This window comes from Lelliottia sp. AC1 (genome assembly GCF_023278595.1).
In the GTDB taxonomy this organism is placed as follows: domain Bacteria; phylum Pseudomonadota; class Gammaproteobacteria; order Enterobacterales; family Enterobacteriaceae; genus Enterobacter; species Enterobacter nimipressuralis.
In genome coordinates, this window is record NZ_CP025699.1 from 2,119,533 (window position 1) to 2,141,720 (window position 22,188).

The 22,188-nt window shown below is 55.7% G+C and carries 20 protein-coding genes; 13 read left to right on the forward strand and 7 right to left on the reverse strand.

Features of this window, described 5'->3' with window-relative positions:
- Positions 1-3: 3 nt before the first annotated feature.
- Positions 4-753: an SDR family NAD(P)-dependent oxidoreductase gene (locus C0560_RS10080; RefSeq protein WP_248860175.1), complete on the forward strand. Its 750-nt coding sequence runs from the start codon at positions 4-6 to the stop codon at positions 751-753.
- Positions 754-1,034: 281 nt separating this feature from the next.
- Here the strand turns inward: C0560_RS10080 and C0560_RS10085 are convergent, their stop codons facing one another.
- The gene (locus C0560_RS10085) at positions 1,035-1,919 is read right to left on the reverse strand and encodes a LysR family transcriptional regulator (RefSeq protein WP_248860273.1); all 885 of its coding nucleotides are present in this window, start codon (positions 1,917-1,919) and stop codon (positions 1,035-1,037) included.
- Between the two features lie 173 nt (positions 1,920-2,092).
- Between C0560_RS10085 and C0560_RS10090 the strand changes: the two genes are divergently transcribed.
- The 3 genes from C0560_RS10090 to C0560_RS10100 all read left to right on the forward strand — a co-directional run bounded on the left by C0560_RS10090 (position 2,093) and on the right by C0560_RS10100 (position 5,260).
- Entirely contained in the window at positions 2,093-3,229 is a 1,137-nt protein-coding gene (locus C0560_RS10090; protein ID WP_248860178.1) for an alpha/beta hydrolase, read from the forward strand.
- Positions 3,230-3,369: 140 nt separating this feature from the next.
- Complete coding sequence (locus C0560_RS10095; RefSeq protein ID WP_248860180.1) at positions 3,370-4,563, forward strand: MFS transporter; 1,194 nt, start codon at positions 3,370-3,372, stop codon at positions 4,561-4,563.
- A gap of 184 nt (positions 4,564-4,747) precedes the next feature.
- On the forward strand, positions 4,748-5,260 hold the full coding sequence (locus tag C0560_RS10100) for a GrpB family protein (protein ID WP_107703739.1): 513 nt from the start codon (positions 4,748-4,750) through the stop codon (positions 5,258-5,260).
- Positions 5,261-5,476: 216 nt separating this feature from the next.
- Here C0560_RS10100 and C0560_RS10105 read toward each other — a convergent pair whose 3' ends face one another.
- The gene (locus C0560_RS10105; RefSeq protein ID WP_248860182.1) at positions 5,477-5,866 is read right to left on the reverse strand and encodes a GFA family protein; all 390 of its coding nucleotides are present in this window, start codon (positions 5,864-5,866) and stop codon (positions 5,477-5,479) included.
- A gap of 242 nt (positions 5,867-6,108) precedes the next feature.
- Here C0560_RS10105 and C0560_RS10110 point away from each other — a divergent pair, with 242 nt between their 5' ends.
- Positions 6,109-6,573 (forward strand): N-acetyltransferase, encoded by a 465-nt coding sequence (locus tag C0560_RS10110; RefSeq protein WP_248860184.1) that lies wholly within the window; start codon positions 6,109-6,111, stop codon positions 6,571-6,573.
- 98 nt (positions 6,574-6,671) lie between these two features.
- On the opposite strand, the gene C0560_RS10115 is transcribed toward C0560_RS10110, so the two are convergent.
- Complete coding sequence (locus tag C0560_RS10115) at positions 6,672-7,661, reverse strand: 2-hydroxyacid dehydrogenase (RefSeq protein ID WP_248860186.1); 990 nt, start codon at positions 7,659-7,661, stop codon at positions 6,672-6,674.
- A gap of 209 nt (positions 7,662-7,870) precedes the next feature.
- On the opposite strand from C0560_RS10115, the gene C0560_RS10120 reads away from it, so the two are divergent.
- Genes C0560_RS10120 through C0560_RS10130 form a run of 3 tightly spaced genes read left to right on the forward strand, consistent with a single transcriptional unit; the run spans position 7,871 to position 11,026 of the window.
- Entirely contained in the window at positions 7,871-10,504 is a 2,634-nt protein-coding gene (locus C0560_RS10120) for a YdbH family protein (protein ID WP_248860187.1), read from the forward strand.
- A 2-nt stretch (positions 10,505-10,506) separates the two neighbouring features.
- Entirely contained in the window at positions 10,507-10,698 is a 192-nt protein-coding gene (locus tag C0560_RS10125) for a YnbE family lipoprotein (RefSeq protein ID WP_100780245.1), read from the forward strand.
- 7 nt (positions 10,699-10,705) lie between these two features.
- Positions 10,706-11,026, forward strand: coding sequence for a YdbL family protein (locus tag C0560_RS10130; RefSeq protein WP_107703625.1), 321 nt, complete (start codon positions 10,706-10,708; stop codon positions 11,024-11,026).
- Here C0560_RS10130 and feaR read toward each other — a convergent pair whose 3' ends face one another.
- The gene (gene feaR / locus C0560_RS10135; protein WP_102103662.1) at positions 11,027-11,935 is read right to left on the reverse strand and encodes a transcriptional regulator FeaR; all 909 of its coding nucleotides are present in this window, start codon (positions 11,933-11,935) and stop codon (positions 11,027-11,029) included.
- A gap of 240 nt (positions 11,936-12,175) precedes the next feature.
- On the opposite strand from feaR, the gene C0560_RS10140 reads away from it, so the two are divergent.
- Positions 12,176-13,675, forward strand: a complete 1,500-nt coding sequence (locus C0560_RS10140; protein ID WP_248860189.1) for an aldehyde dehydrogenase family protein — start codon at positions 12,176-12,178, stop codon at positions 13,673-13,675.
- Between the two features lie 40 nt (positions 13,676-13,715).
- On the opposite strand, the gene C0560_RS10145 is transcribed toward C0560_RS10140, so the two are convergent.
- The 3 genes from C0560_RS10145 to paaZ form a co-directional block, all read right to left on the reverse strand.
- Positions 13,716-14,825, reverse strand: a complete 1,110-nt coding sequence (locus C0560_RS10145) for a GGDEF domain-containing protein (protein ID WP_248860191.1) — start codon at positions 14,823-14,825, stop codon at positions 13,716-13,718.
- A gap of 111 nt (positions 14,826-14,936) precedes the next feature.
- Complete coding sequence (gene tynA, locus C0560_RS10150) at positions 14,937-17,210, reverse strand: primary-amine oxidase (RefSeq protein WP_248860193.1); 2,274 nt, start codon at positions 17,208-17,210, stop codon at positions 14,937-14,939.
- Positions 17,211-17,358: 148 nt separating this feature from the next.
- Complete coding sequence (gene paaZ, locus C0560_RS10155; RefSeq protein ID WP_248860194.1) at positions 17,359-19,404, reverse strand: phenylacetic acid degradation bifunctional protein PaaZ; 2,046 nt, start codon at positions 19,402-19,404, stop codon at positions 17,359-17,361.
- A 285-nt stretch (positions 19,405-19,689) separates the two neighbouring features.
- Here paaZ and paaA point away from each other — a divergent pair, with 285 nt between their 5' ends.
- Genes paaA through paaD form a run of 4 tightly spaced genes read left to right on the forward strand, consistent with a single transcriptional unit; the run spans position 19,690 to position 22,184 of the window.
- Positions 19,690-20,619 (forward strand): 1,2-phenylacetyl-CoA epoxidase subunit PaaA, encoded by a 930-nt coding sequence (gene paaA, locus C0560_RS10160; protein WP_102103857.1) that lies wholly within the window; start codon positions 19,690-19,692, stop codon positions 20,617-20,619.
- Positions 20,620-20,631: 12 nt separating this feature from the next.
- Positions 20,632-20,919: a 1,2-phenylacetyl-CoA epoxidase subunit PaaB gene (gene paaB, locus C0560_RS10165; RefSeq protein WP_100780238.1), complete on the forward strand. Its 288-nt coding sequence runs from the start codon at positions 20,632-20,634 to the stop codon at positions 20,917-20,919.
- Positions 20,920-20,927: 8 nt separating this feature from the next.
- A complete protein-coding gene (gene paaC / locus C0560_RS10170) occupies positions 20,928-21,674 on the forward strand; it encodes a 1,2-phenylacetyl-CoA epoxidase subunit PaaC (RefSeq protein WP_248860196.1) in 747 nt (248 codons plus the stop codon).
- Between the two features lie 12 nt (positions 21,675-21,686).
- Positions 21,687-22,184: a 1,2-phenylacetyl-CoA epoxidase subunit PaaD gene (paaD, locus tag C0560_RS10175; protein ID WP_107703620.1), complete on the forward strand. Its 498-nt coding sequence runs from the start codon at positions 21,687-21,689 to the stop codon at positions 22,182-22,184.
- Positions 22,185-22,188 lie beyond the last annotated feature (4 nt).

Below are 22,188 nucleotides of genomic sequence, written 5' to 3' on the forward strand. Positions count from 1 at the left end.
ATAATGAGTAAACCACTTTCAGACAAAATTGCCCTGGTCACGGGCGGCAGCACAGGAATCGGTCTTGCCAGTGTTCAGGAACTGGCGGCGCAGGGGGCAAAAGTCTACATCACCGGACGTCGTCAGCAGGAACTGGATGCGGCTATAGCGTTAATCGGCCCGTCGGCTAAGGGGATTCGGGCCGATATCTCCCGTCTTAGCGATCTGGATAATGTTTACGCACAAATTGCAGAAGAGTCGGGGCGTCTGGACATTCTGTTTGCTAACGCCGGTGGCGGAGATATGCTGGCGCTGGGTGAAATAACGGAAGAACATTATGACCGGATTTTCGGGACCAATGTTCGCGGAGTATTATTCACCGTCCAGAAAGCACTGCCACTGCTTGTTGCCGGTTCATCCATTATCCTCACCGCTTCCACCGTTTCGGTAAAAGGGATGGCTAACTTTAGCGTGTATAGCGCCAGTAAAGCCGCAGTGAGAAACTTTGCTCGCTCATGGGCGCTGGACTTGCAGGGGCGGGGTATTCGGGTGAATGTCGTGAGTCCGGGTCCGGTCAAAACGCCTGGATTAGAGGGGCTGGTTGCCGAGGAACAGCGTCAGGGCCTGTTTGATGCGCTGGCGGCGCAGGTTCCGTTGGGCCGGATTGGTGAGCCAGCGGAAGTCGGCAAAGCCGTTGCGTTTCTGGCGTCTGATGCCGCCAGTTTTATCAATGCTATAGAGCTGTTTGTTGACGGCGGTATGGCGCAGATTTAATTCTGATATCACACCGTCAAATCCTACGAGGCGACGGTTTTTCAATGGACGGCTGGTGTCACGCAGTTTTAACGCCTCAGTGTGACAACGCACAATGCGGTTCCAGCCATTCCTGCTGGGTTTTGTCATCTCGCAAAACATAGCGACTGTTTGCAAATCACATCACTATCGTCGGCAAAATTTGCATAACTCCCTTCTTATGACGAGGTTCGGTCAAAACGGCTGCTGTGTGCCATTAGCGGACCTTTTACCCTTACATGTGTATAAGCTCGTCCTCAGTCCTAAATTCTCAATGTATCGATAACCGCTCGTAGAGCAGGCGACACATTGCGGTGCGGATAATATAGAAATGAGCCTTCCAGGCGTTGGCTGTAACGTTGTAAAACTCTGATGAGCGAACCCTGTTCTAAATCCTCAGATACCAACTCTTCCGGAACATAAGCCAGTCCCAGGCCCAGCCTGGCCGCTTTGGCCTCCATATAGCTGTCCGCGAAAACCCACTGCCCCTGCGGCCGATGGGTGATTTTTTTACCGTTATGGTGAAGTTCCCATGAGTACAGTTTCCCGTCGCCAAACTGATAAGCTATGCAGGGATGAACCGCTAAATCTGAGGGGGCTTGCGGAAAGCCATAGCGACGAAAGTGGTCAGGCGTGCCGACAACAGCCATCTCCATGTCTGGGGAAATACGCACAGCAACCATGCCACTACTTACTTCAGGCCCCAGGCGAACACCCGCATCAAACCTCTCGGCAATAATATCGACAAATCGGCTTTCGCTAATGAGTTCCAGTCGGATATCCGGGTAGCTATTCTTAAACACCGCAAGCTTTGGCAGAAGCAATTTATCAATAGCATGCTGACTGGCATTGATGCGTACCGTCCCCGATGGGGACTGGCGATAATGAGCCAGCGTGTCCAGTCCCATATCTAAAGCGTCGAATCCTGCTTCAATGGTCCGGTAGAGCTTTTCACCGGCATGGGTGAGCGATAATCTGCGCGTGGTGCGCACCAGGAGCTGAACTCCCAGTCGTTCTTCAAGTTCCCGAACTGAACGGCTTATTCCTGATTGTGCCAGGCCAAGGCGATGTGCTGCTGCTGTAAAGCTCCCTTCCCGTACCACCTGCATAAACAGGTACAAATCGTTATAGTTTTCCCGTTTCGCCATCATTCCGCTCCCAAAATCACATCTTAATTTAGAACAATTTGGTATTAATCCTAGCACTTAACTCCCTCTAATCAGCACTATTTCTGCTAACTATAATGAGCGCATTGCTACAAAGCACAGCAGTGTTGTCCGTATGAAACCTGTTTCAATCACGTTTTATAAGGGGAGTTTTGATGACTGTTTTCACCCAAAAACTGGCAACTGCGATACCCGCCATGCTGCTATGTGCATCATTAAGTGGAGTCACAAACATGAGTTATGCTGATACAACTAATCCGAACGCGCCTGTTTCGCTGGTCGAAAAATGGGATAAAACATTCCCTGAAAGCAAGAAAGTGGATCACCGTAAAGTGACCTTCCAGAACCGTTATGGGGTCACTCTAGTGGGGGATCTCTACATCCCGAAGGATCGTGGTGAGCGTAAGCTGGCGGCCATTGCCGTCAGTGGGCCTTTCGGCGCAGTGAAAGAGCAATCTAGCGGACTGTATGCACAAACGCTGGCAGAACAGGGGTTTGTTACCCTGGCGTTTGACCCTTCGTATACGGGAGAAAGCGGTGGCTCTCCACGTAATGTCGCCTCTCCGGATATTAATACCGAGGATTTCAGCGCGGCAGTTGACTTCTTAGGTCTGCAAAAAGAGGTTGATCGCGACCGTATCGGGCTGCTCGGTATTTGCGGCTGGGGCGGCATGGCCTTAAACGACGCCGCAATGGATACCCGCGTGAAAGCGGTGGCGACCAGCGTGATGTATGACATGAGCCGTGCGATGGGGCATGGTGTGGGTGATGGTAAAGACCGCTATTCCACTAAAGATCGTCGCGCCGTACTACAGTATCTGAACGCGAAGCGTTGGAAAGATGCGGAAAATGGCACTTACGCGCCCGGCGGCCATGACATTAATGTTGATGAGAAGGGTAACGTCAGTGCATCGGATCGTGTTTTGCCGGAAACGTTACCTGCCAATCCTCATCCTGTTTTGAAAGAGTTCTTTGATTATTATCGCATGCCGCGTGGTTTCCATGCGCGTTCGGTCAATTCAACCGGGGCCTGGAATGCGACGATGCCGCTGTCATTTATGAATATGCCGCTTCTGAGTTACGCCAATGAAGTCACTATCCCTACACTTATTGTGACCGGCGAAAAAGCCCACTCACGCTATTTTGCCGAAGATGCCTTTAAGGCCATTGGCAGTAAAGAGAAAGAACTGGTGATTGTTCCGGGGGCAAACCACGTTGATTTGTACGATAACGTTGCGGGCAAGATCCCTTTCGAAAAATTTGAGCAGTTTTTCAAAGCTAATTTAAGATAACGACCTGAAACCGCCTGCTAATTGCAGGCGATTTTAATCGTCCGCTCCCCATTCTCATCCACATGTTCTCGTTATTCTCTGAATAGCGTCTGTCCCGGCTGTTCTGAATCTCGCCGCGTACATATAAAGAGATGCTGATAATGTCCATAGTAAGTCTTAAAAGATCACCTAAGAAAACAGATGCGCACTGGGGTGGCGTGTTTGCCATGACGCTCTGCGTTTTTGTACTAATCGCTTCCGAATTTATGCCGGTCAGCCTACTGACGCCTATTGCCCGCGAGCTGCACATCACGGAAGGTCTGGCAGGCCAGGGAATTGCAATATCTGGCGCGCTGGCGGTACTGACCAGCCTGACTATCTCCCATATCGCCGGAGATCTGAATCGTAAATATCTTCTGCTGGGGCTAACTGTCCTGATGGCCATATCTGGATTGGTTATCTCCATGGCGCCCAGCTATCCGGTTTATATGCTGGGTAGGGCCCTGATTGGCGTCGTCATCGGTGGATTCTGGTCACTCTCAGCTGCAACCGCCATTCGGCTCGTACCGCAGCATCAGGTTCCCCGTGCGCTGGCGATTTTTAATGGTGGGAACGCGCTGGCTACCGTTGTGGCTGCGCCACTTGGTAGCTATCTGGGGACAACTGTCGGCTGGCGTGGGGCCTTTTTATGCATCGTCCCCCTGGCGATAGCCGCGTTCATCTGGCTATGGGTCAGCCTGCCCACTATGAAAAGCGATAAAAAACAAAAGCTAGAGGGAACTCTGCTTCGTCTGTTCAGCGACGCCATTGTACTAACAGGACTGCTAGCCTGCGGGCTCTTCTTTATTGGGCAGTTTGCCTTATTTACCTATGTGCGCCCCTTTCTTGAGAACGTGACCAACGTAGGTCCTGCTGGGTTCTCACTGATTTTGCTCGCAATAGGCGCAGCAGGTTTTGTCGGCACATTAGCCGTATCGATATTCCTGAATGCCAGGTTGTATCAAATTTTAATAATGATTCCCCTGCTTATGGCAACGGTAGCCGGTACATTATTGCTGTTCGGACACAGCATCTGGGCGGTTACAGTTTTGCTAAGCCTGTGGGGGTTACTGGCCACGGCGGCGCCAACGGGATGGTGGACATGGATTGCACGGGCGCTGCCTGAAGATGCAGAGGCGGGTGGTGGTCTCATGGTTGCGGTGATCCAGCTTTCGATTGCACTTGGTTCAACGGCAGGAGGAGTGGTATTCGACAGTCTGGGATGGCAAAGTGCTTTCGGCTTGAGTGGGTTATTACTGCTGGGGGCGGCAGCGATGACTTACGTCACATCTCTTCAAAACAGTAAGGCGCACTAGCACAATCCATTTATTTCAGGCGTGCGCTTAATTATGGCATATAGCAGAGAGCCGAATGTCTGCTTTTCGCTCACAGCTGACCTTCTGAACGACACGTCCGCTCCGTGCCTGAGCGGACGTTGTTGCCTCAATGTACTTTAGCTACTCTTATGCTAATTAATTTGACGGAAAAGAAGGGGCATTCATGCGGGAAATCGTTGTGGCGCCATACGATGAAAAATGGCCTGCTATGTTTAACGCTGAAAATTTTCTGCTACAAGCATTGCTTGGTGACGTGGTTAGGAAGATTCATCATATTGGCAGTACGTCAGTGCCTGGCCTTTCAGCAAAGCCAGTGATTGATATACTTCTGGAAGTTGCCGATATCAACCAACTGGATAAATGCAACTCTGCAATGGTCGACGCCGGATATGTTTCTCGCGGTGAAAACGGCATTGCAGGACGCCGGTACTTCATTAAGGGAGGGGATCAGCGTAGCCATCAAGTGCATGCGTTTTCAGTAGGGGACATTCAGATACAAAAACATCTTTCTTTCCGCGATTATCTGAGGAAAAACAGTGATATTGCAAGTGACTACGCTGAGATAAAGCGTACAGCAGCATTGCTATGTAAGAATGATGCACATCGTTATAGCGCATTAAAAACGAACTTTATAGAGCATCATCTGCAACGTGCTCTGATTGATCTGGAACGATAGATATTGAGTTTGCCACTGTGATGTTTTGTTTAACATAATGCAACTGCCCTATTTTAGGGAGTAACTTGCCCGCCAACTCTGCCTATATGCGCTATGAAACGTCCGCTTCTCGCTCACAGCGGACCTCGCGCTGCTTCGGCGGTCCGCTTCTTCAGGCAGAACGAATGCTTCGAATAACAAAGATAAATATTGAGAAACTGCCCAAAACGTCCTTTTTTATCCAGCGGTATCGGGCATGATTTTTCTCCACCAGTCAGGTTTCATATCCTGAAAAGAGTGGGAGTGGGGCGAAAAAATGACGGCTTCGTTGTGGTCAAAAACACCGCTGAGTAAAGCCGTCCCCGGCGCGTCATCAATCGCACCTAAAGAACTGCCACACCTGGTGCAGAATGCTCTGGATGAGGTTTTAGATGAGCGATATAAAGAAGGTGTGCCTCCTTCACCCGTCCATTCAACATTCGCCGAGTGGAATTCAAGCCATACTGCGGTCTGACAACCTGAATGCTTCTGGCAAATATCACAGGAGCAGGAATGAGTGGAAACTGGGTTAATCGCTGTGAATCTGATAAACCCGCACAAACATCCGCCTGACAGTTTCAAATCCATATCAGTCGATACCTTATCAACGCTCAGAGAATGACAAAGATAGCATCGTCTGTTTTTTGCTCAAAGCATCTCCAGAACCTTACACATTATCCCCACCGTATCCGGTGCAGATCATCAAAACGCATTTTACGTAACCAACTCACCCAAATCAGTAGTTAACAGTGAATTCCATTAACGAGTGAAGCCGACGGGCTTATCACTATTATGCTATCTATCAGAAGGTTAGGCCTGAGAGGTTAAAAGTGATTACATTCCGCGCAATGACGGAAGATGAATATCCCGCTTATCTTGAATATTTTGTTCAGGATTATGCCAATGAAATCGAATCAAACTATCGCGTATCGCAACCGGATTCTCTGGCAAGAGCGAAACAGGAATTAACGGCATTGCTTCCCGAGGGTGTAAATACCGCAGGCCAGGTGCTGTTGTGTATTATCGCGCAGTCGGCCCATGTCGGTTATCTCTGGTACAAACCCGACCCGGTTATGCGTACGGCTTTTATCTACGATTTCCATATTCTCACTGCCTGCCAGGGAATGGGATTGGGTAAACAGTCGCTGGCTGCTTTCGAAGCGTATTTAGGAGCGAAGGATATTAAAGAGATCAAATTGCGTGTGGCAGGGGACAATGCTCGCGCTCAGCATATTTATGAAGCCAGCGGATTTGGGGTGACGGGTATCAATATGAGTAAATCTATTACGGACTGAGGGACTAAGAAGAACCTGATTCGCACATCTTTTTGGCGGTGTTTTGCTGCGGGATTTATAGAGGCCGGGTACGCGTCAACGCCACCCGGCCTGGAACATCAGGCCACTTCGTTCGGACAGTCTTCGCCGTTTTCCAGCTGTTTCAGATTATCCAGCGTGGTTTCTGAAATGCTGATCAGCGCTTCGGCGGTCAGGAACGCCTGGTGGCCGGTAAACAGCACGTTGTGGCAGGCGGAGAGGCGACGGAACACGTCGTCCTGGATGACATCGTTAGACTTGTCTTCGAAGAACAGATCGCGTTCGTTCTCATACACGTCCATCCCCAGCGCGCCAATTTTCTGCGTTTTGAGGGCTTCGATCGCCGCCTGAGAGTCAATCAGACCGCCACGGCTGGTGTTGATAATCATCACCCCGTCTTTCATCTGGTCAAACGCGCTCTGATTGAGCAGGTGATAGTTCTCAGGGGTCAGCGGACAGTGCAGGGAGATCACGTCCGACTGAGAGAGCAGCGTTGGCAGATCGACATACCCCACGCCCAGCTCCAGCGCGGCAGCACTTGGATACGGATCGAACGCCAGCAGACGCATCCCGAAACCTTTCAGAATACGCAGCGTCGCCACGCCGATTTTACCGGTGCCGATGACGCCTGCGGTTTTACCGTACATGGTAAAGCCTGTCAGACCTTCGAGAGAGAAGTTGGCATCACGGGTGCGCTGATAAGCACGGTGAATACGTCGGTTCAGAGACATCATCATACCGATGGCATGTTCAGCCACGGCTTCCGGGGAGTAGGCCGGCACGCGCACCACTTTTAACCCCAGCTCTTTCGCCGCATCCAGATCGACGTTGTTAAAGCCCGCGCAGCGCAGCGCGATGAACTTCACGCCGTGCTTTTTCAGCTCTTCCAGCACCGGGCGGCTGCCATCGTCGTTGACGAAAATACACACCGCTTCGCATCCGTTCGCCGTTTTGGCGGTTTTTTCAGTCAGCAGAAAGTCAAAAAATTCGAGTTCGAATCCGTAAGTCTCGTTAACATGTTGCAGATACTTTTTATCGTACTGTTTTGTGCTATATACCGCGAGTTTCATAAGACTTTCTCCAGTGATTTTACCATCACGTTAGCATGATTAAAATAATCTTACAATTTATAAAATATTATTGAATTCAATAAGTTCTATGAATAATTCTAGAGCAACTATCCTTAAAAATGGCGTTGACTTCAACTGACTGGCTAAACATGCCACAATGACGGGCACTGTCGGCTTATTTTTTCGCTAAATCAGGATATTAACTGCCCATGAGGGGTAAATACAAAGCCGCAATTGCGCTATTGCTGTTGTTCATTCTTCTGCCGCTGACGCTGCTGATGACGCTCGCCCAGTGGGTGCCAACCCTTGCCGGGATCTGGCTCCCCGTCGGGACGCGCATTGCTTTCGAGAAAAGCCCGCGTCTGGCCCGCAATCAAATTATTATCCCCGATCTTCGCTATCTGGTAGAGGACTGCGAAATCGCTCGCGTGGAAAACGCCACGCTGTCGCACCCCAGCCGCTGGAAACTGGATATCGGTGCACTCGATCTCAATACCGCCTGCCTGAGCAAATTGCCGCAGGCGGAACAGGCTAACACCGCGCCTAAAACCCTTGCCGAATGGCAGTCGATGCTGCCGAACACCTGGCTGACGATTGATCGCTTAACGCTCTCTCCGTGGCAGCAGTGGCAGGGCAAACTCAACATCTCTTTAACCCCCTCCGTTCAGGACGTGACCTACCAGGGCGAACAGGTCAAGGTGCGCGGCAAACTTCGCGGGCAAAACCTGACCATCAGCGAGTTTGAAGTCCATCTGCCGGATTACCCGCAGCCGATCAGGCTGGCGGGGGAATTTACCCTGCCGCTGGTGCCGGACGGCGTGCCGGTGAAAGGCCATGCGGAGGCCACTCTGACGGTGCCGCCGCTTTCATCACCGGTGGACGCTGATCTCGACTGGGAAGAAAACCGTGGTCAGCTGGTGCTGACCGCCCGCGATAACCCCGATCCGCTGCTGGATTTGCCATGGCAGCTCACCGCCGAACAGCTGATAGTCAGCGACGGACGCTGGCACTGGGATCTCGAGGGGCTGCCCCTGAGCGGCCGCGTGGGCGTGAAAGTTGACAACTGGCAGCAGGGGCTGGAAAACGCCACCTTTAGCGGTCGTCTGAACGTGCTGACTCAGGGCGATGCCGGGAAAGGTAATGCCGTGCTGAGCCTCGGGCCGGGCAAGCTGAGCATGGAAAACAGCGCCATGCCGCTGCAGGTGACGGGCGAAGCCAAGCAGGGCGACCTGATTCTGTACGCGATTCTGCCAGCCCAACTGACGGGCAGCCTCGCCGATCCGCAGCTCGTCTTTGAGCCGGGCGCACTGCTGCGTTCGCGCGGGCGGCTTATCGACTCGCTCAATATCGATGAAATTCGCTGGCCGCTGGCGGGCGTTAAACTCTCGCAAAAAGGGGTGGATGGTCGGCTGCAGGCGATTCTGAAAGCCCATGAAAACGACATGGGCGATTTCGTGCTGCACCTCGACGGACAGGCCAATGACTTCCTGCCGGACAGCGGCCTGTGGCAGTGGCGCTACTGGGGTGAGGGACACTTCACGCCGATGAATGCCCGCTGGGATGTGGCCGGGAAGGGAGAGTGGCGCGACAGTGCCATCGAACTGACGGCGCTCTCGACCGGTTTCGATAAACTACAATACGGCACCATGCTGGTGAGTAAGCCGCGTCTGGTGCTGGATCAGCCGGTGCGCTGGCTGCGTGGCGAAAACAATCCGCACTTTAGCGGCGCGCTCTCCCTGGATGCGGAGCAGACATCGTTTTCCGGCGGCAGCGTGTTACCGGCGTCGACCCTCAAGTTCAGCGTCGACGGCACAGATCCGACGTTCTTCCAGTTTAAAGGCGATCTGCACGCCGGGGCGATTGGCCCGGTCCAGCTGAACGGTCGCTGGGACGGGGAGCGTCTGCGCGGTCAGGCCTGGTGGCCAAAACAGTCTCTGACGGTCTTCCAGCCGCTGGTGCCGCCCGACTGGAAAATGAATCTGCGCGACGGCGAGCTGTACGCTCAGGTGGCGTTTTCGGCGGCCGCTGGGCAAGGATTCGAAGCGGGTGGTCATGGCGTGGTGAAAAGCGGCAGCGTCTGGATGCCCGACAACCAGATCAACGGTGTCGATTTTGTACTGCCGTTCCGCTTCAGCGAAGGCACCTGGTCTCTGGGCACGCGCGGCCCGGTCACGCTGCGCATCGCCGAAGTGATAAACCAGGTCACCGCACGCAATATTACCGCCGATTTGCAGGGCGATTACCCGTGGAGTGAATCCCACCCGCTGCTGCTGACCAACGTCAGCACCGACGTGCTGGGCGGAAAAATCACCCTGCAGCAGCTGCGGATGCCGCAGCACGATCCTGCGCTGCTGCGGGTGCAGAATATCTCCTCCAGCGAGCTTATCAGTGCCGTCAATCCGAAACAGTTTACCCTGTCCGGCCCGGTGAGCGGGGCGCTGCCGTTCTGGCTTGAGAACGAAAAATGGATCATCAAAGACGGCTGGCTGACTAACCCCGGCCCGATGACGCTGCGTCTGGATAAAGACACGGCAGATGCCATCGTCAAAGACAACATGGCGGCGGGCGTGGCGATTAACTGGCTTCGCTATATGGAAATTTCTCGCTCGTGGACGAAAATCAATGTAGATAATCTGGGTGTGTTGACCATGCAGGCGGCGATCAGCGGCACCAGCCGCGTCGACGGTAAAAGCAACACCGTGAACCTCAATTACACTCACGAAGAGAATCTTTTTACCCTGTGGCGCAGCCTGCGCTATGGGGATAATTTACAGGCATGGCTTGAGCAACACGCGGCGTTACCGGATGCCCGCTGTCAGGCAGGCAAGGAATGTGAGGAATAACAATGAAAAAGCTGACAGGCGCGCTCGGCGTGGTCATGGTCGCAATGCTATCAGGCTGTACGCCCCGCATCGAAGTGGCGGCACCGAAAGAGCCGATCACCATCAATATGAACGTCAAAATCGAACATGAAATCCACATCAAAGTGGATAAAGACGTCGAAACCCTGCTGAAATCGCGCAGCGATCTGTTCTGAGGATGCCATGAAACGACTTCTTGCAATCGGTTTGCTGGCGCTGGGCATGAGCGCTCAGGCGCAGGCGATCACCTTAAACGAAGCGCGCGCGCAGGGGCTGGTGGGCGAGACGCTCAGTGGCTATATCGCGCCGCTGCGCCAGGATAAACAAACGCTGGCGCTGGTGAACGAGATCAACGCGGCGCGTACCGAAAGCTACCAAAAACTGGCGGACAGCAACAATATTCCGGTGGATGAAGTGGCGAAAATGGCCGGGCAAAAGCTCGTGGCCCGCGCGCAGCCGGGCGAATACGTGAAGGGTATCAACGGAAAGTGGCTGAAGAAGTGATCAGCGGTAGCGCTTGCGATACTCGCCAGGCGACACGCCAAAGCGCTGTTTGAAGGCCGTAGAGAAATGGCTATGGTCGGCAAAGCCCCAGCTATAGCCAATGCCCGCCAGTTTTTCATCATCGCCTGTGGCGCGTAGCACCTGCGCGCACAGGTCCAGCCGCCGGTTTTTGATGTACTGCGCCACCACCAGCCCTTTATCGGCAAACATGCGATACAGGCTGCGCACCGACATCCCGCTCTCGGTGGCAATCCACTCCGGTCGCAGCGCTTCCGACTGAATATGGGAATCGATCAGCGACAGCACATTCTGGAACTGACGCTCTTTACGCGGCGGCGCCGATTCGCGCTGCTGAAACGCCGGGCGCAACAGACACACCATCGCTTCCAACGCCGCTTCGCTCTCCATATCGCTCAGCTGCGCATTATCCATACTCTCCTGCAACAGCCGATAGCTCAGCTGCACGGTGGGCAGCGTGCGCGACAGCTTATGGGCGCAGCTCACCTCCTGGAAACGGCACTGCTGTTCCAGAATCTGGCGCGGCAGTAACAGGGAAATCTGGCGCGATTTGTCGTGCCAGTAGATCGAGCAGGGGCGTGAGGCGTCAATCAGCGTAATGTCACCCGCGTCGATCACAATCTGCTTATCATCCTGCTCCAGCGTAGCCTGACCTTCGAGCTGAAACACGGTGTAAAACCAGGCGTCGTTGCTGGTTTTGATCTCCTGACGGGTGCGAAACAGGTTAACGCCTGCGGCGGTGACGGTGCTGAGCTTCAGGCTTCTGGCATAGCTGGTTTCCAGTTCACCGATGAACTGGCCCGGCAACGGGCGCGCGGCAAAGCTGCCACACACCTGGTTAATTTGCGCCAGCCACTGCTGATATTTTTCCTGCTCACTTGCACACGCCATCTTTCATCTCGCTGCACTGTCAATGTTTTTGCATTGTTGCATTTGTGTTGCATTTTGTCAGAGGTCAGGGCTGACTATAGGAAAGAACACTCGCTGATAACAGTGTTATAAGCCGGAATTATCATGATTTGCGGGGGCTGTCACAGGTGGCAAAACGAATGTCACAGAGATAAAAGCGCGTTTTGCAAACCCATCTTAGACTGCGATGACACCCTGCGAATAATAATGAAGGAGCACCCTATGTCTGAGTCACAGACCGCCGTCCTGCAAAGCGTGCAACAGTTTTTAGACCGTCATCATGGCCTGTGGATCGAGGGCCGCCCGTCGGCCTCTGAAAGTGAAAAGCGCCTGAACATATTCAATCCGGCGACGGGTGAAGTGATTGCCTCGACGGCAGATGCGAGTGTGGACGATGTGGATCGCGCGGTGATGTCCGGCTGGCGCGCCTTTGTCTCCCGCAGCTGGACCGGGAAACTGCCTGCCGAGCGCGAGCGCATTTTGCTGCGTTTTGCCGATCTGGTGGAGCAGCATACGGAAGAGCTGGCGCAGCTCGAAACCCTGGAGCAGGGCAAATCGATTAACATCTCCCGCGCGTTTGAAGTGGGCTGCACCCTGAACTGGATGCGCTACACCGCCGGGCTGACCACCAAAATTGCGGGCAAAACGCTCGATCTCTCCATTCCGCTGCCGCAAGGGGCGCGCTATCAGGCGTGGACCCGTAAAGAGCCGGTCGGCGTGGTGGCCGGAATTGTCCCCTGGAACTTCCCGCTGATGATTGGCATGTGGAAGGTGATGCCTGCGCTGGCTGCGGGCTGCTCTATCGTGATCAAACCGTCGGAAACCACGCCACTGACCCTGCTGCGCGTGGCCGAACTGGCAAGCGAGGCGGGCGTTCCCGATGGCGTATTTAACGTCGTCACCGGTAGCGGTGCCGTGTGCGGCGCGGCATTAACCTCGCATCCCCATATCGCCAAAGTGAGTTTTACCGGCTCAACGGCCACCGGCAAACAGATCGCACGCACCGCCGCCGATACCTTAACGGGTGTGACCCTGGAGCTGGGCGGCAAAAACCCGGCGATAGTGCTGAAAGATGCCGACCCAGCGTGGGTGGTGGAAGGGCTAATGACCGGCAGCTTCCTCAACCAGGGGCAGGTGTGTGCCGCCAGTTCGCGCATTTACATTGAAGCACCGCTGTTTGATACCCTGGTGAGCCACTTTGAGCAGGCGGTGAAATCCCTGAGCGTCGGGCCAGGCATGTCGCCCACGGCACACATCAACCCGCTGGTCTCCCGCGCCCATTGCGACAAAGTACAAACCTTCCTCAACGAGGCGCAGCTCAGCCGTGCCGAGCTGATTACCGGCAACAGCGGCCCGGATAAACAGGGCTATTACGTTGCGCCAACGCTGGTGGTAAACCCCGATGCCAGCCTGCGCCTGACCCGCGAAGAGGTGTTTGGCCCGGTGGTAAATCTGGTGCGAGTGGCCGATGGGGAAGAGGCACTCCAGCTGGCGAACGACACGGAGTATGGCCTGACGGCCAGCGTCTGGACGCAAAATATCAGCAAAGCGCTGGAGTACACGGACCGTTTACAGGCGGGAACCGTGTGGGTGAACAGCCATACGCTGATCGACGCCAACCTGCCGTTTGGCGGCATGAAGCAGTCCGGCACAGGCCGCGATTTTGGTCCTGACTGGCTGGATGGCTGGTGTGAAACGAAGTCGGTGTGTGTGCGGTATTAATTGCCCTTGTCGGGTGGCGGCAACGCTGCCCGACAAATCATCACTGCGACCAACGATTTCGCCCGCCTTCTTTCGCCCGATAGAGCGCCGCATCCGCCTGCGCGACAACGCCGTCTGCGGTCAGCCCCGCCGACATTTCGGCGATCCCCATGCTTGCCGTCACATACTCGCTCACCTTCGACGCCTTATGCGCAATCGCGGCCTCGCGCAAATTATCCTGAATACGTTTCGCAACCTTACCGGCCATTTCCGGTGGGCAATCGAAGAGAATCAGCAAAAACTCCTCGCCACCATAGCGTGACACCAGATCGTCCGGCGAGCGAACCGACGCTTTCAGCGCCTGCGCCACCCGCACCAGACACTCATCGCCCGCCTGATGACCATACGCATCGTTGTAAAGTTTGAAATAGTCGACATCCAGCATAATCAGCGTGAATGATTTTCCCTGGCTGACCGCGCGCTCCAGCACGTTTTCCATCTCCCGTCGGTTGGCCGTTTCCGTTAGCGGGTCCTGATGCGCCAGCGCGTCGAGACGGGCAATCAGCAGCTGGTTTTGTTGATTGCGCTGCCAGGCTTCGTCGAACCAGCGCAGCAGGATAAAACGCCCGCAGATCAGGAACAGCGTAAACACCGTCCACATCGCGGCGAAGCGGACAGGCAAGCCATGATTAAGCACGACACTTGCGAGCGGCAGGGTCAACCACAGCGGCAGCACGCAGGCGAGCAATCCCACTGGATAGAAATAGAGCGCAGTAACGGCGGTCAGTAGCAGAATGGTACACAGGGGCCAGGCGTGAGGAAGCTGCCAGTCAACGATAAACCAGTAACAGCAGAGCGCCCACAGCAGGCCGGAGGTAAAGAGCACCAGGCTAATCCCGGCGATATGTCGCCAGCTCATCACCACCAGCGCCGCCGACAGGGCAATGACCCCGAGCATTGCGGCATCCACCAGTAACCCGATTTGCTGCCCTGAAATATGCGCAGGATCGAAACTGGGCACTAGCGTGTTACGCAGCAGAATCATCAGCGCAAAGCTGACGTGCACAAACGCCAGCCACGGCATATTGATTGTCAGACCGCGAGAAACCATCGCCTGGCGGGTTGGCCACGAGGTTAACTCGGGCTGCGGGGTGTGCCTCTTATCTGTCATTTACGCGTCATCGTTGAGAAAGGGCGGGAATAGACAAAGCGTGGCACTTTCTGGCGAGAAATCAATGGTATGCCGTTAAAAACAGGCCGGGCATTTGCCCGGCCAGATTTGCTACTTCTCGTCTTTCTTCTTGCCGAGCGTGGGTGTCTCGTCGAAGAAGTTCCACGGTTTGAGCAGGGTATGAACCCACTCTGTCGGCATGATCGGCCACTCCTCGGCGCGCGCCACGTGCGTGGTGCCGGTGGTCATCCAAACCACATCGTCCTGATTATCGATGGATTCGTTATCTTTGCTGTACTGCCCCAGACCGCTGTCGTGAATCGAACGGTTCGGGAATTTGCCTTCCGGATAGCGCTCATTCGCATGATAACGCGTGACCCACAGCTGCTTATCCATAAAGCTCAGGCGATGGTAGATCCACTCGTCTGGCGCGAATTTCGCGCCGCTCGCGACCGGGTGAGTGCCGCCCGCGTAAGGGATAATCTGGTACGAGACCGGGTTGCCCATGCGGTTCTCTTTGCTGGTGTTGCTCAGGAGTCGAATGGTGCCGGGGTCGAACTTCTGCGCCGCCTGCTGCTCCGTATCAATATTGTACTGATTCACCTGCATGGTGCTGGTGCGCGGGCCACCGGCGGTGTTCGGTTTCACCTCCGGGTCCATCGCCACCAGACGGTTGTTGGTGCCATCCACGTCCATATCCAGACGGAAGTTGTAGATGTGCTGGTGGGTAGTTCCGACGATGTTGTGGTCGATCAGGGTGCCATATTTGGTATCGTCTTTGGCGCTCGGGTCATGCATGGTTTTAGCCTGCACACCTTTTACCGCTTCGATACCCGTTGCGCCTGCATCGATGCCAATGGTACCGTTTTCGTGGAAGATCCAGTCAAAGATATACTCGTAGTTACCGACGGTACTGATCCAGCGCACCACCAGTTCACGGCGCTCGGTGCTGACGTTCGGTTTGCCCATCTCCTGATGCTTATACTCCGGCCCGGCGTAGCGTTCAAACACGGCAATCGCGCGGGGGATCTCCATCGGCGTGCCGGTGTAATCCGGAATGGTTTCGTTGAGCATCACCGCGTTCGACGGCGCATCTTTGCCACGCACCAGCGGCGAGGTCAGGGTGCCCATGCCGTAATCACCGGAATCGAGATAGGCTTTAAAGTACCAGCCCACGTCCGGGTCGCCATAAGGAACAATCATCCCGCCGAGCGAGCCCTGATACATCACCTGGCGTTTTTTGCCGTTGTCGTTATAGGTCACAGTCGAGATGACAGGCCCGACGCGGGAGTCGAGACTCAGGTGGAAGTCCCAGTTCTGCCAGTGGATCATGTCGCCCGTAATGGTGTAGTTCTTGCCCTCTGGCTCGACGATCTCCAGCGGTTTTTTGACGGTGGCGATACGGTCACGACCATCATACGGACGCGGATTCATCGGCACCGGCACCACCGGGCCTTCTTCAATTTTAAGGATTTTTTTCTGCTCGAGGTCGACCACCGCCACCAGGTTTTCAATCGGGTGTGCCCAGTAGTTACCGTCGCCGGTGTCGAGATAGCTGACCACTTTCAGCAGGCGCTCTTCCTGTTTCAGACCGTCTTTACCGTCAAAATAGCCGACGGTCAGCGGGGTACCGATCACTTTCTGCGGGTCGTCCACGCCGTGTTTTTTCAGCGCCTGCGCATATTCCGGGCTGCTCATGATGATCTGCTGTACGGCGGTGAAATCATCCAGCAGCACCATGCCGTGGGCGTCGTTGACCGGCGTCCAGCTCAGGACTTTTTTGTCCTTCAGATCAACGACGCTCTCAATGACGTGTTTACCATCCAGCATGGTGACATTCGCCTGACGCGGAGCATCGACAGCCGTGCCGTTCAGGACAAAATCCCACACTTTGGCTTTATCGGGTTCGGCCAGCGCAATCTGGGTGAAGCGGGTATTGGGTTTGAATTCTGCCGCGGTTTTCACGATCTCGACGGCCTGTTTAATTTCGTCAGCGGTCAGTGCGTTGAGCGGATGCGGGCGTTTTTCCACCTGGAAGGTCTGATCAAGTCCCGACTGGAAAACATCGTTGATGAAGGTGTCGGAGATGAACGCCTTGTTGTCTTTCATCACCACCGGCACCTGCAGTTTAAGCGGCTTGCCGTTGACGATGGCGGTATTCGCGCCCGGTTTGACCTTCACAAAGGCACCGTCTTTGGCAATGGTAAACATCTGGGCGTAATCGTCCCATTGCACATCGGCGCCAAAATCGGCCAGGGTTTTATCCATCGGAACCATATGCGCTTCGCCGCCATGGGCGAACGCGGGAGATTGCCAGGCGCATAACAACGCGACAGCCACGGCCAGTGCCGTCTTACGGGCAGAAAAAGAAGAAGGGCTTCCCATCGTTGACCTCATCATTATTGTGTTATTGGTGTTGTGCAGCGTTATCCTGGCAGGCGCGGGCGCAAAGTGTTTGCCTGCACCTGCCAGGTTATTTGTCACTCTTGCCAAATTAAAAACCGGGAAGGGGCCTTCCCGGTAAAAAGACACATCAGTCGGTGAAATCGCCCTGCTGGCGAGCCACGAGAGTCAGAATGGAGTAAAGCGCGACAGGCTGCTGGTGCTGGTTAAAGACCTCGACGGCCCACTCCACCACGCCGGTTGGTTTTTCGTCTGCGGTGCGCTGTTTCTTCAGGGTTTTGCGCTTACAGGTCAGACGCACCTGAATGGTATCGCCCGGTTTGACCGGCTCGATAAAGCGCAGATTTTCCATGCCGTAGTTGGCGATAACCGGCCCGACGCCCGCATCAACGAACAGACCCGCCGCCGCAGAAATCACAAAATAACCGTGTACCACGCGCTCGCCGAAGATAGACTCCGCCGCGCCAATTTTGTCCATGTGGGCGTAGAAATGATCGCCGCTCAGGCAGGCAAAATTGACGATGTCCGTTTCGGTCAGGGTGCGGCGCGGAGTCAGCAGGCTGTCGCCCGGCTGCAGCTCTTCGAAGTATTTGCGGAACGGGTGTACGCGATCTTCCTGCACCTGTGCACCGCGCACCCACTGCTGGCTGACGGCGGCGAGCATCGACGGGCTGCCCTGAATGGCGGTGCGCTGCAGATAGTGCTTCACCGCACGCAGCCCGCCCAGCTCTTCACCGCCGCCCGCGCGCCCCGGCCCACCGTGAACCAGCTGCGGCAGCGGGGAGCCGTGGCCGGTAGACTCTTTCGCCGACTCGCTGTTAAGGATCTGGATACGCCCGTGCGCCCGCGCCGCGCCGGAAATAAACTGGCGAGCGATATTCGCATTTGCCGTTACCAGCGTTCCGGCCAGGCTGCCTTCACCGGCGCGGGCCAGAGTCATGGCGTGGTCTGCGTCACGATACGGCATCAGCGTAGCGACCGGACCAAAGGCTTCCGTCGCGTGAACGGCAGGGGTCTCGTCAGGCTGCGGACAGAAGAGCAGCGTCGGCGGGAAGAATGCGCCCGCAGCGTGTAGATCGGCTTTGCCGCCGAGACGGATCTGGCAGCCCGCAGATACCAACAGATCGACTTTTTCCTGCACATCGGCACGCTGTTCCGCGTTGACCAGCGCCCCCATTTTGACCCCTTCCTGCGCCGGGTCGCCGACCACCACTTTTTCGAGACGGGCGATCAGCGCCTGGCTGACCGCTTCAGTCTGCCCTTGCGGAACAATGATGCGGCGAATGGCGGTACATTTTTGCCCGGCTTTGGCGGTCATCTCACGCACCACTTCGCGAATAAACAGCGCAAATTCCGGCTGCTCCGGCGTCACGTCTTCCCCCAGCACGCAGCAGTTCAGCGAGTCCGCTTCCATGGTGAACGGAATGGATTTGGCGACGATATTCGGGTGTACACGTAGCATCTGGCCGGTGGAGGCGGAGCCGGTAAACGTCACTACGTCCTGGAAATCGAGATGATCCAGCAGATCGCCCGCACCGCCGCAGATCAGGCTAATCGCCCCCTCCGGCACCAGACCGCTGTCGACGATGGATTTCACCATCGCCTGGGTGACCTGCGCGGTAGCGGTAGCCGGTTTAATGATTGCGGGCATCCCGGCAAGCCAGGTCGGTGCCAGTTTTTCCAGCATCCCCCAGCAGGGGAAGTTGAAGGCGTTGATATGCACCGCCACGCCAGATTTGGACGTCAGCACGTGGCGCGCGGCAAAACCGCCTTCCTTAGACAGGGGGATCAGCTCGTCTTCTGGCCACAGGGTGTCATCGGGCAGTTCGCGACTGCCGAGGCTGGCGTAGGTGAACATCGTGCCGATGCCGCCTTCGATATCCACCCAGCTGTCCGCGCGGGTCGCGCCGGTCTCAGCCGACAGGGCATAAAAATGATCTTTCTGGCTCAGCAAATGTTTGGCGACCGCTTTCAGCATCGCCGCGCGTTCGATAAAGGTCATCGCGCGAAGTGATTCACCGCCGCGTTCGATGGCAAAGCGACGCGCTGCCGCCATATCCAGACCTTCGCTGGTCACACTCCACAGGGCTTCGCCGCTGATGGCGTGATGAATGTTGCGCTCACGGCCCCGGCCAGACTGCCAGGTGCCGGACAAGAAGCTGGCTAACTGCTGCATCTCTCTTCTCCAAATGTTACGTAATTTCACTATAGATAGTTTGATTATGAATCATAAAAAGCAAGTGATGTTTTAATGATTTGTTAACAATGTGATCTTGTCGGATGAATCTTCAGGCGAACAGCGCCCGCCATAAGCGGCTTGCAGTAAAAGCCTTGCGAGCGGCATCACAAAATAGACAAACACTCCTTGGGGTTATATTTAACCTTTGTGTAACTTTTAAGAAACGAAGTGATTCATCATTAAGCGATGATTGACGATTTAACGAATCATAAAGGTGACGACGTGACGGAAGAACAACGCTTTGAACAGCGCATCGCACAGGAGACAGCCATCGAGCCGCAAGACTGGATGCCGGACGCCTACCGCAAAACCCTGATCCGCCAGATTGGTCAGCATGCGCACTCCGAAATTGTCGGCATGCTGCCGGAAGGAAACTGGATCACCCGCGCGCCGACACTGCGCCGCAAAGCGATTCTGCTGGCGAAAGTGCAGGATGAGGCGGGGCACGGGCTGTATCTCTACAGCGCGGCGGAGACCCTGGGTTGTGCGCGGGAAGACATCTACCAGAAGATGCTCGACGGCAAGATGAAATACTCCTCGATCTTCAACTACCCAACCCTGAGCTGGGCCGACATCGGCGTGATTGGCTGGCTGGTCGATGGCGCGGCCATCGTTAACCAGGTGGCCCTGTGCCGCACCTCTTATGGGCCATATGCCCGCGCAATGGTGAAAATCTGTAAAGAAGAGAGCTTCCACCAGCGCCAGGGGTTTGAAGCCTGTATGGCACTCGCGCAGGGCAGCGAATCTCAGCGCCAGATGCTGCAAGACGCCATCAACCGTTTCTGGTGGCCCGCACTGATGATGTTCGGACCGAACGACGACAACTCCCCCAACAGCGCCCGCAGCCTGGCGTGGAAAATCAAACGCTTCGGTAATGACGAACTGCGTCAGCGCTTTGTCGACAACACCGTCGCGCAGGTCGAGATGCTGGGCATGACCGTGCCGGATGCGGATCTGCACTTCGATGAAGCGAGCGGCCACTACCGCTTTGGTGAAATCGACTGGCATGAATTTGAAGAAGTGATTAACGGACGCGGCATCTGCAACCACGAGCGCCTCGCCGCGAAACGTAAAGCCTGGGAAGAGGGGGCGTGGGTGCGCGAAGCCGCACTGGCGCACGCAGAAAAACAACACGCCCGCACCGCCGCGTAAGAGGAATTAACCATGAGCAATGTCTACTGGCCGTTATATGAAGTGTTTGTTCGCAGCAAACAGGGGTTATCCCACCGTCACGTGGGCAGCCTGCACGCCGCCGATGACCGCATGGCGCTGGAAAATGCGCGCGATGCCTACACCCGTCGCAGCGAAGGCTGTTCGATCTGGGTGGTGAAAGCCAGCGAAATCGTCGCCTCGCAGCCGGAAGAGCGCGGAGAATTTTTCGACCCCGCAGAGAGCAAGGTCTACCGTCATCCGACCTTTTACACCCTCCCTGATGGCATCGAGCACATGTGAGGATGGATATGAAAGCAACAACGCAATATGCCCTGCGTCTGGGTGATAACTGTCTGGTTCTGTCGCAGCGTCTCGGCGCGTGGTGCGGCCATGCGCCAGAGCTGGAGATCGATCTGGCGCTGGCCAATATCGGCCTGGATTTACTCGGACAGGCGCGCAATTTCTTAACCTACGCCGCCGAACTGGAAGGACAGGGCGACGAAGACACGCTGGCCTTTGGCCGCGATGAGCGCCAGTTCAGCAATCTGCTGCTGGTGGAGCAGCCGAACGGCAACTTCGCCGACACCCTGGTGCGTCAGTATTTCATCGACGCCTGGCACGTTGCGCTCTTTACCCGTCTGACCCAAAGCCGCGACGCGCAGCTGGCCGCGATTGCCGCGAAAGCGATCAAAGAGGCGCGCTACCACCTGCGCTTTAGCCGCGGCTGGCTGGAGCGTCTGGGCAACGGCACGGAGGTGTCGGCGCAAAAAATGCAGCAGGCGATCGATTCCCTGTGGCGCTTTACCGCCGAACTGTTTGAAGCCGATGCGCTGGAAGAGCAGCTTATTGCCGAGGGGATCGCCGTCGACCCGCGCGAACTCCGCGCCGAGTGGGAAGCAGAAGTGTTTGCCGGTTTCCAGCAGGCCTGCCTGAACATTCCGGAAGAGGCGGCGTATCGCACCGGCGGCAAAAAAGGGCTGCACACCGAACATCTGGGACCGATGCTGGCGGAGATGCAGTATCTCCAGCGCATGTATCCCGGTCAGCAGTGGTAAGAGGAGGTCGCTATGCAACGTCTCGCTGAGATCGCCCCGGCGGAAATCCCGCAAATCTGGTCGCTGTTAAGCCAGATCCCGGACCCGGAAGTGCCGGTGCTTACCATCACCGACTTAGGCATGGTGCGCAGCGTCTGCGCACAGGCGGGCGGCTGGGTGATTGGCTTTACGCCAACCTATTCGGGCTGTCCGGCGACGGAGCATCTGCTCGGCGCCATTCGCGAGACGATGACCGCCCACGGTTTTACGCCGGTGCATATCGTCCTGCAGCTTGACCCGGCCTGGACAACCGACTGGATGACCGACGACGCCCGCGCGCGACTGCGTGAATACGGCATCAGCCCACCGGTAGGTCACAGCTGCCACGCCCACGCCCCTGCCGAGGTGGCCTGCCCGCGCTGCGCGAGCACCGACACGTCGGTTATCAGTGAATTTGGTTCAACGGCCTGTAAAGCGCTCTATCGCTGTAACGCCTGCCGTGAACCTTTCGACTATTTCAAATGTATCTGAGGTT

Coding starts and splice junctions, on each gene's coding strand:
- C0560_RS10080 (WP_248860175.1), top strand. CDS start 4: ATGAGTAAACCACTTTCAGACAAAATTGCCCTGGTCACGGGCGGCAGC.
- C0560_RS10085 (WP_248860273.1), bottom strand. CDS start 1,919: ATGGCGAAACGGGAAAACTATAACGATTTGTACCTGTTTATGCAGGTG.
- C0560_RS10090 (WP_248860178.1), top strand. CDS start 2,093: ATGACTGTTTTCACCCAAAAACTGGCAACTGCGATACCCGCCATGCTG.
- C0560_RS10095 (WP_248860180.1), top strand. CDS start 3,370: ATGTCCATAGTAAGTCTTAAAAGATCACCTAAGAAAACAGATGCGCAC.
- C0560_RS10100 (WP_107703739.1), top strand. CDS start 4,748: ATGCGGGAAATCGTTGTGGCGCCATACGATGAAAAATGGCCTGCTATG.
- C0560_RS10105 (WP_248860182.1), bottom strand. CDS start 5,866: ATGGATTTGAAACTGTCAGGCGGATGTTTGTGCGGGTTTATCAGATTC.
- C0560_RS10115 (WP_248860186.1), bottom strand. CDS start 7,661: ATGAAACTCGCGGTATATAGCACAAAACAGTACGATAAAAAGTATCTG.
- C0560_RS10120 (WP_248860187.1), top strand. CDS start 7,871: ATGAGGGGTAAATACAAAGCCGCAATTGCGCTATTGCTGTTGTTCATT.
- C0560_RS10125 (WP_100780245.1), top strand. CDS start 10,507: ATGAAAAAGCTGACAGGCGCGCTCGGCGTGGTCATGGTCGCAATGCTA.
- C0560_RS10130 (WP_107703625.1), top strand. CDS start 10,706: ATGAAACGACTTCTTGCAATCGGTTTGCTGGCGCTGGGCATGAGCGCT.
- feaR (WP_102103662.1), bottom strand. CDS start 11,935: ATGGCGTGTGCAAGTGAGCAGGAAAAATATCAGCAGTGGCTGGCGCAA.
- C0560_RS10140 (WP_248860189.1), top strand. CDS start 12,176: ATGTCTGAGTCACAGACCGCCGTCCTGCAAAGCGTGCAACAGTTTTTA.
- C0560_RS10145 (WP_248860191.1), bottom strand. CDS start 14,825: ATGACAGATAAGAGGCACACCCCGCAGCCCGAGTTAACCTCGTGGCCA.
- tynA (WP_248860193.1), bottom strand. CDS start 17,210: ATGGGAAGCCCTTCTTCTTTTTCTGCCCGTAAGACGGCACTGGCCGTG.
- paaZ (WP_248860194.1), bottom strand. CDS start 19,404: ATGCAGCAGTTAGCCAGCTTCTTGTCCGGCACCTGGCAGTCTGGCCGG.
- paaB (WP_100780238.1), top strand. CDS start 20,632: ATGAGCAATGTCTACTGGCCGTTATATGAAGTGTTTGTTCGCAGCAAA.
- paaC (WP_248860196.1), top strand. CDS start 20,928: ATGAAAGCAACAACGCAATATGCCCTGCGTCTGGGTGATAACTGTCTG.
- paaD (WP_107703620.1), top strand. CDS start 21,687: ATGCAACGTCTCGCTGAGATCGCCCCGGCGGAAATCCCGCAAATCTGG.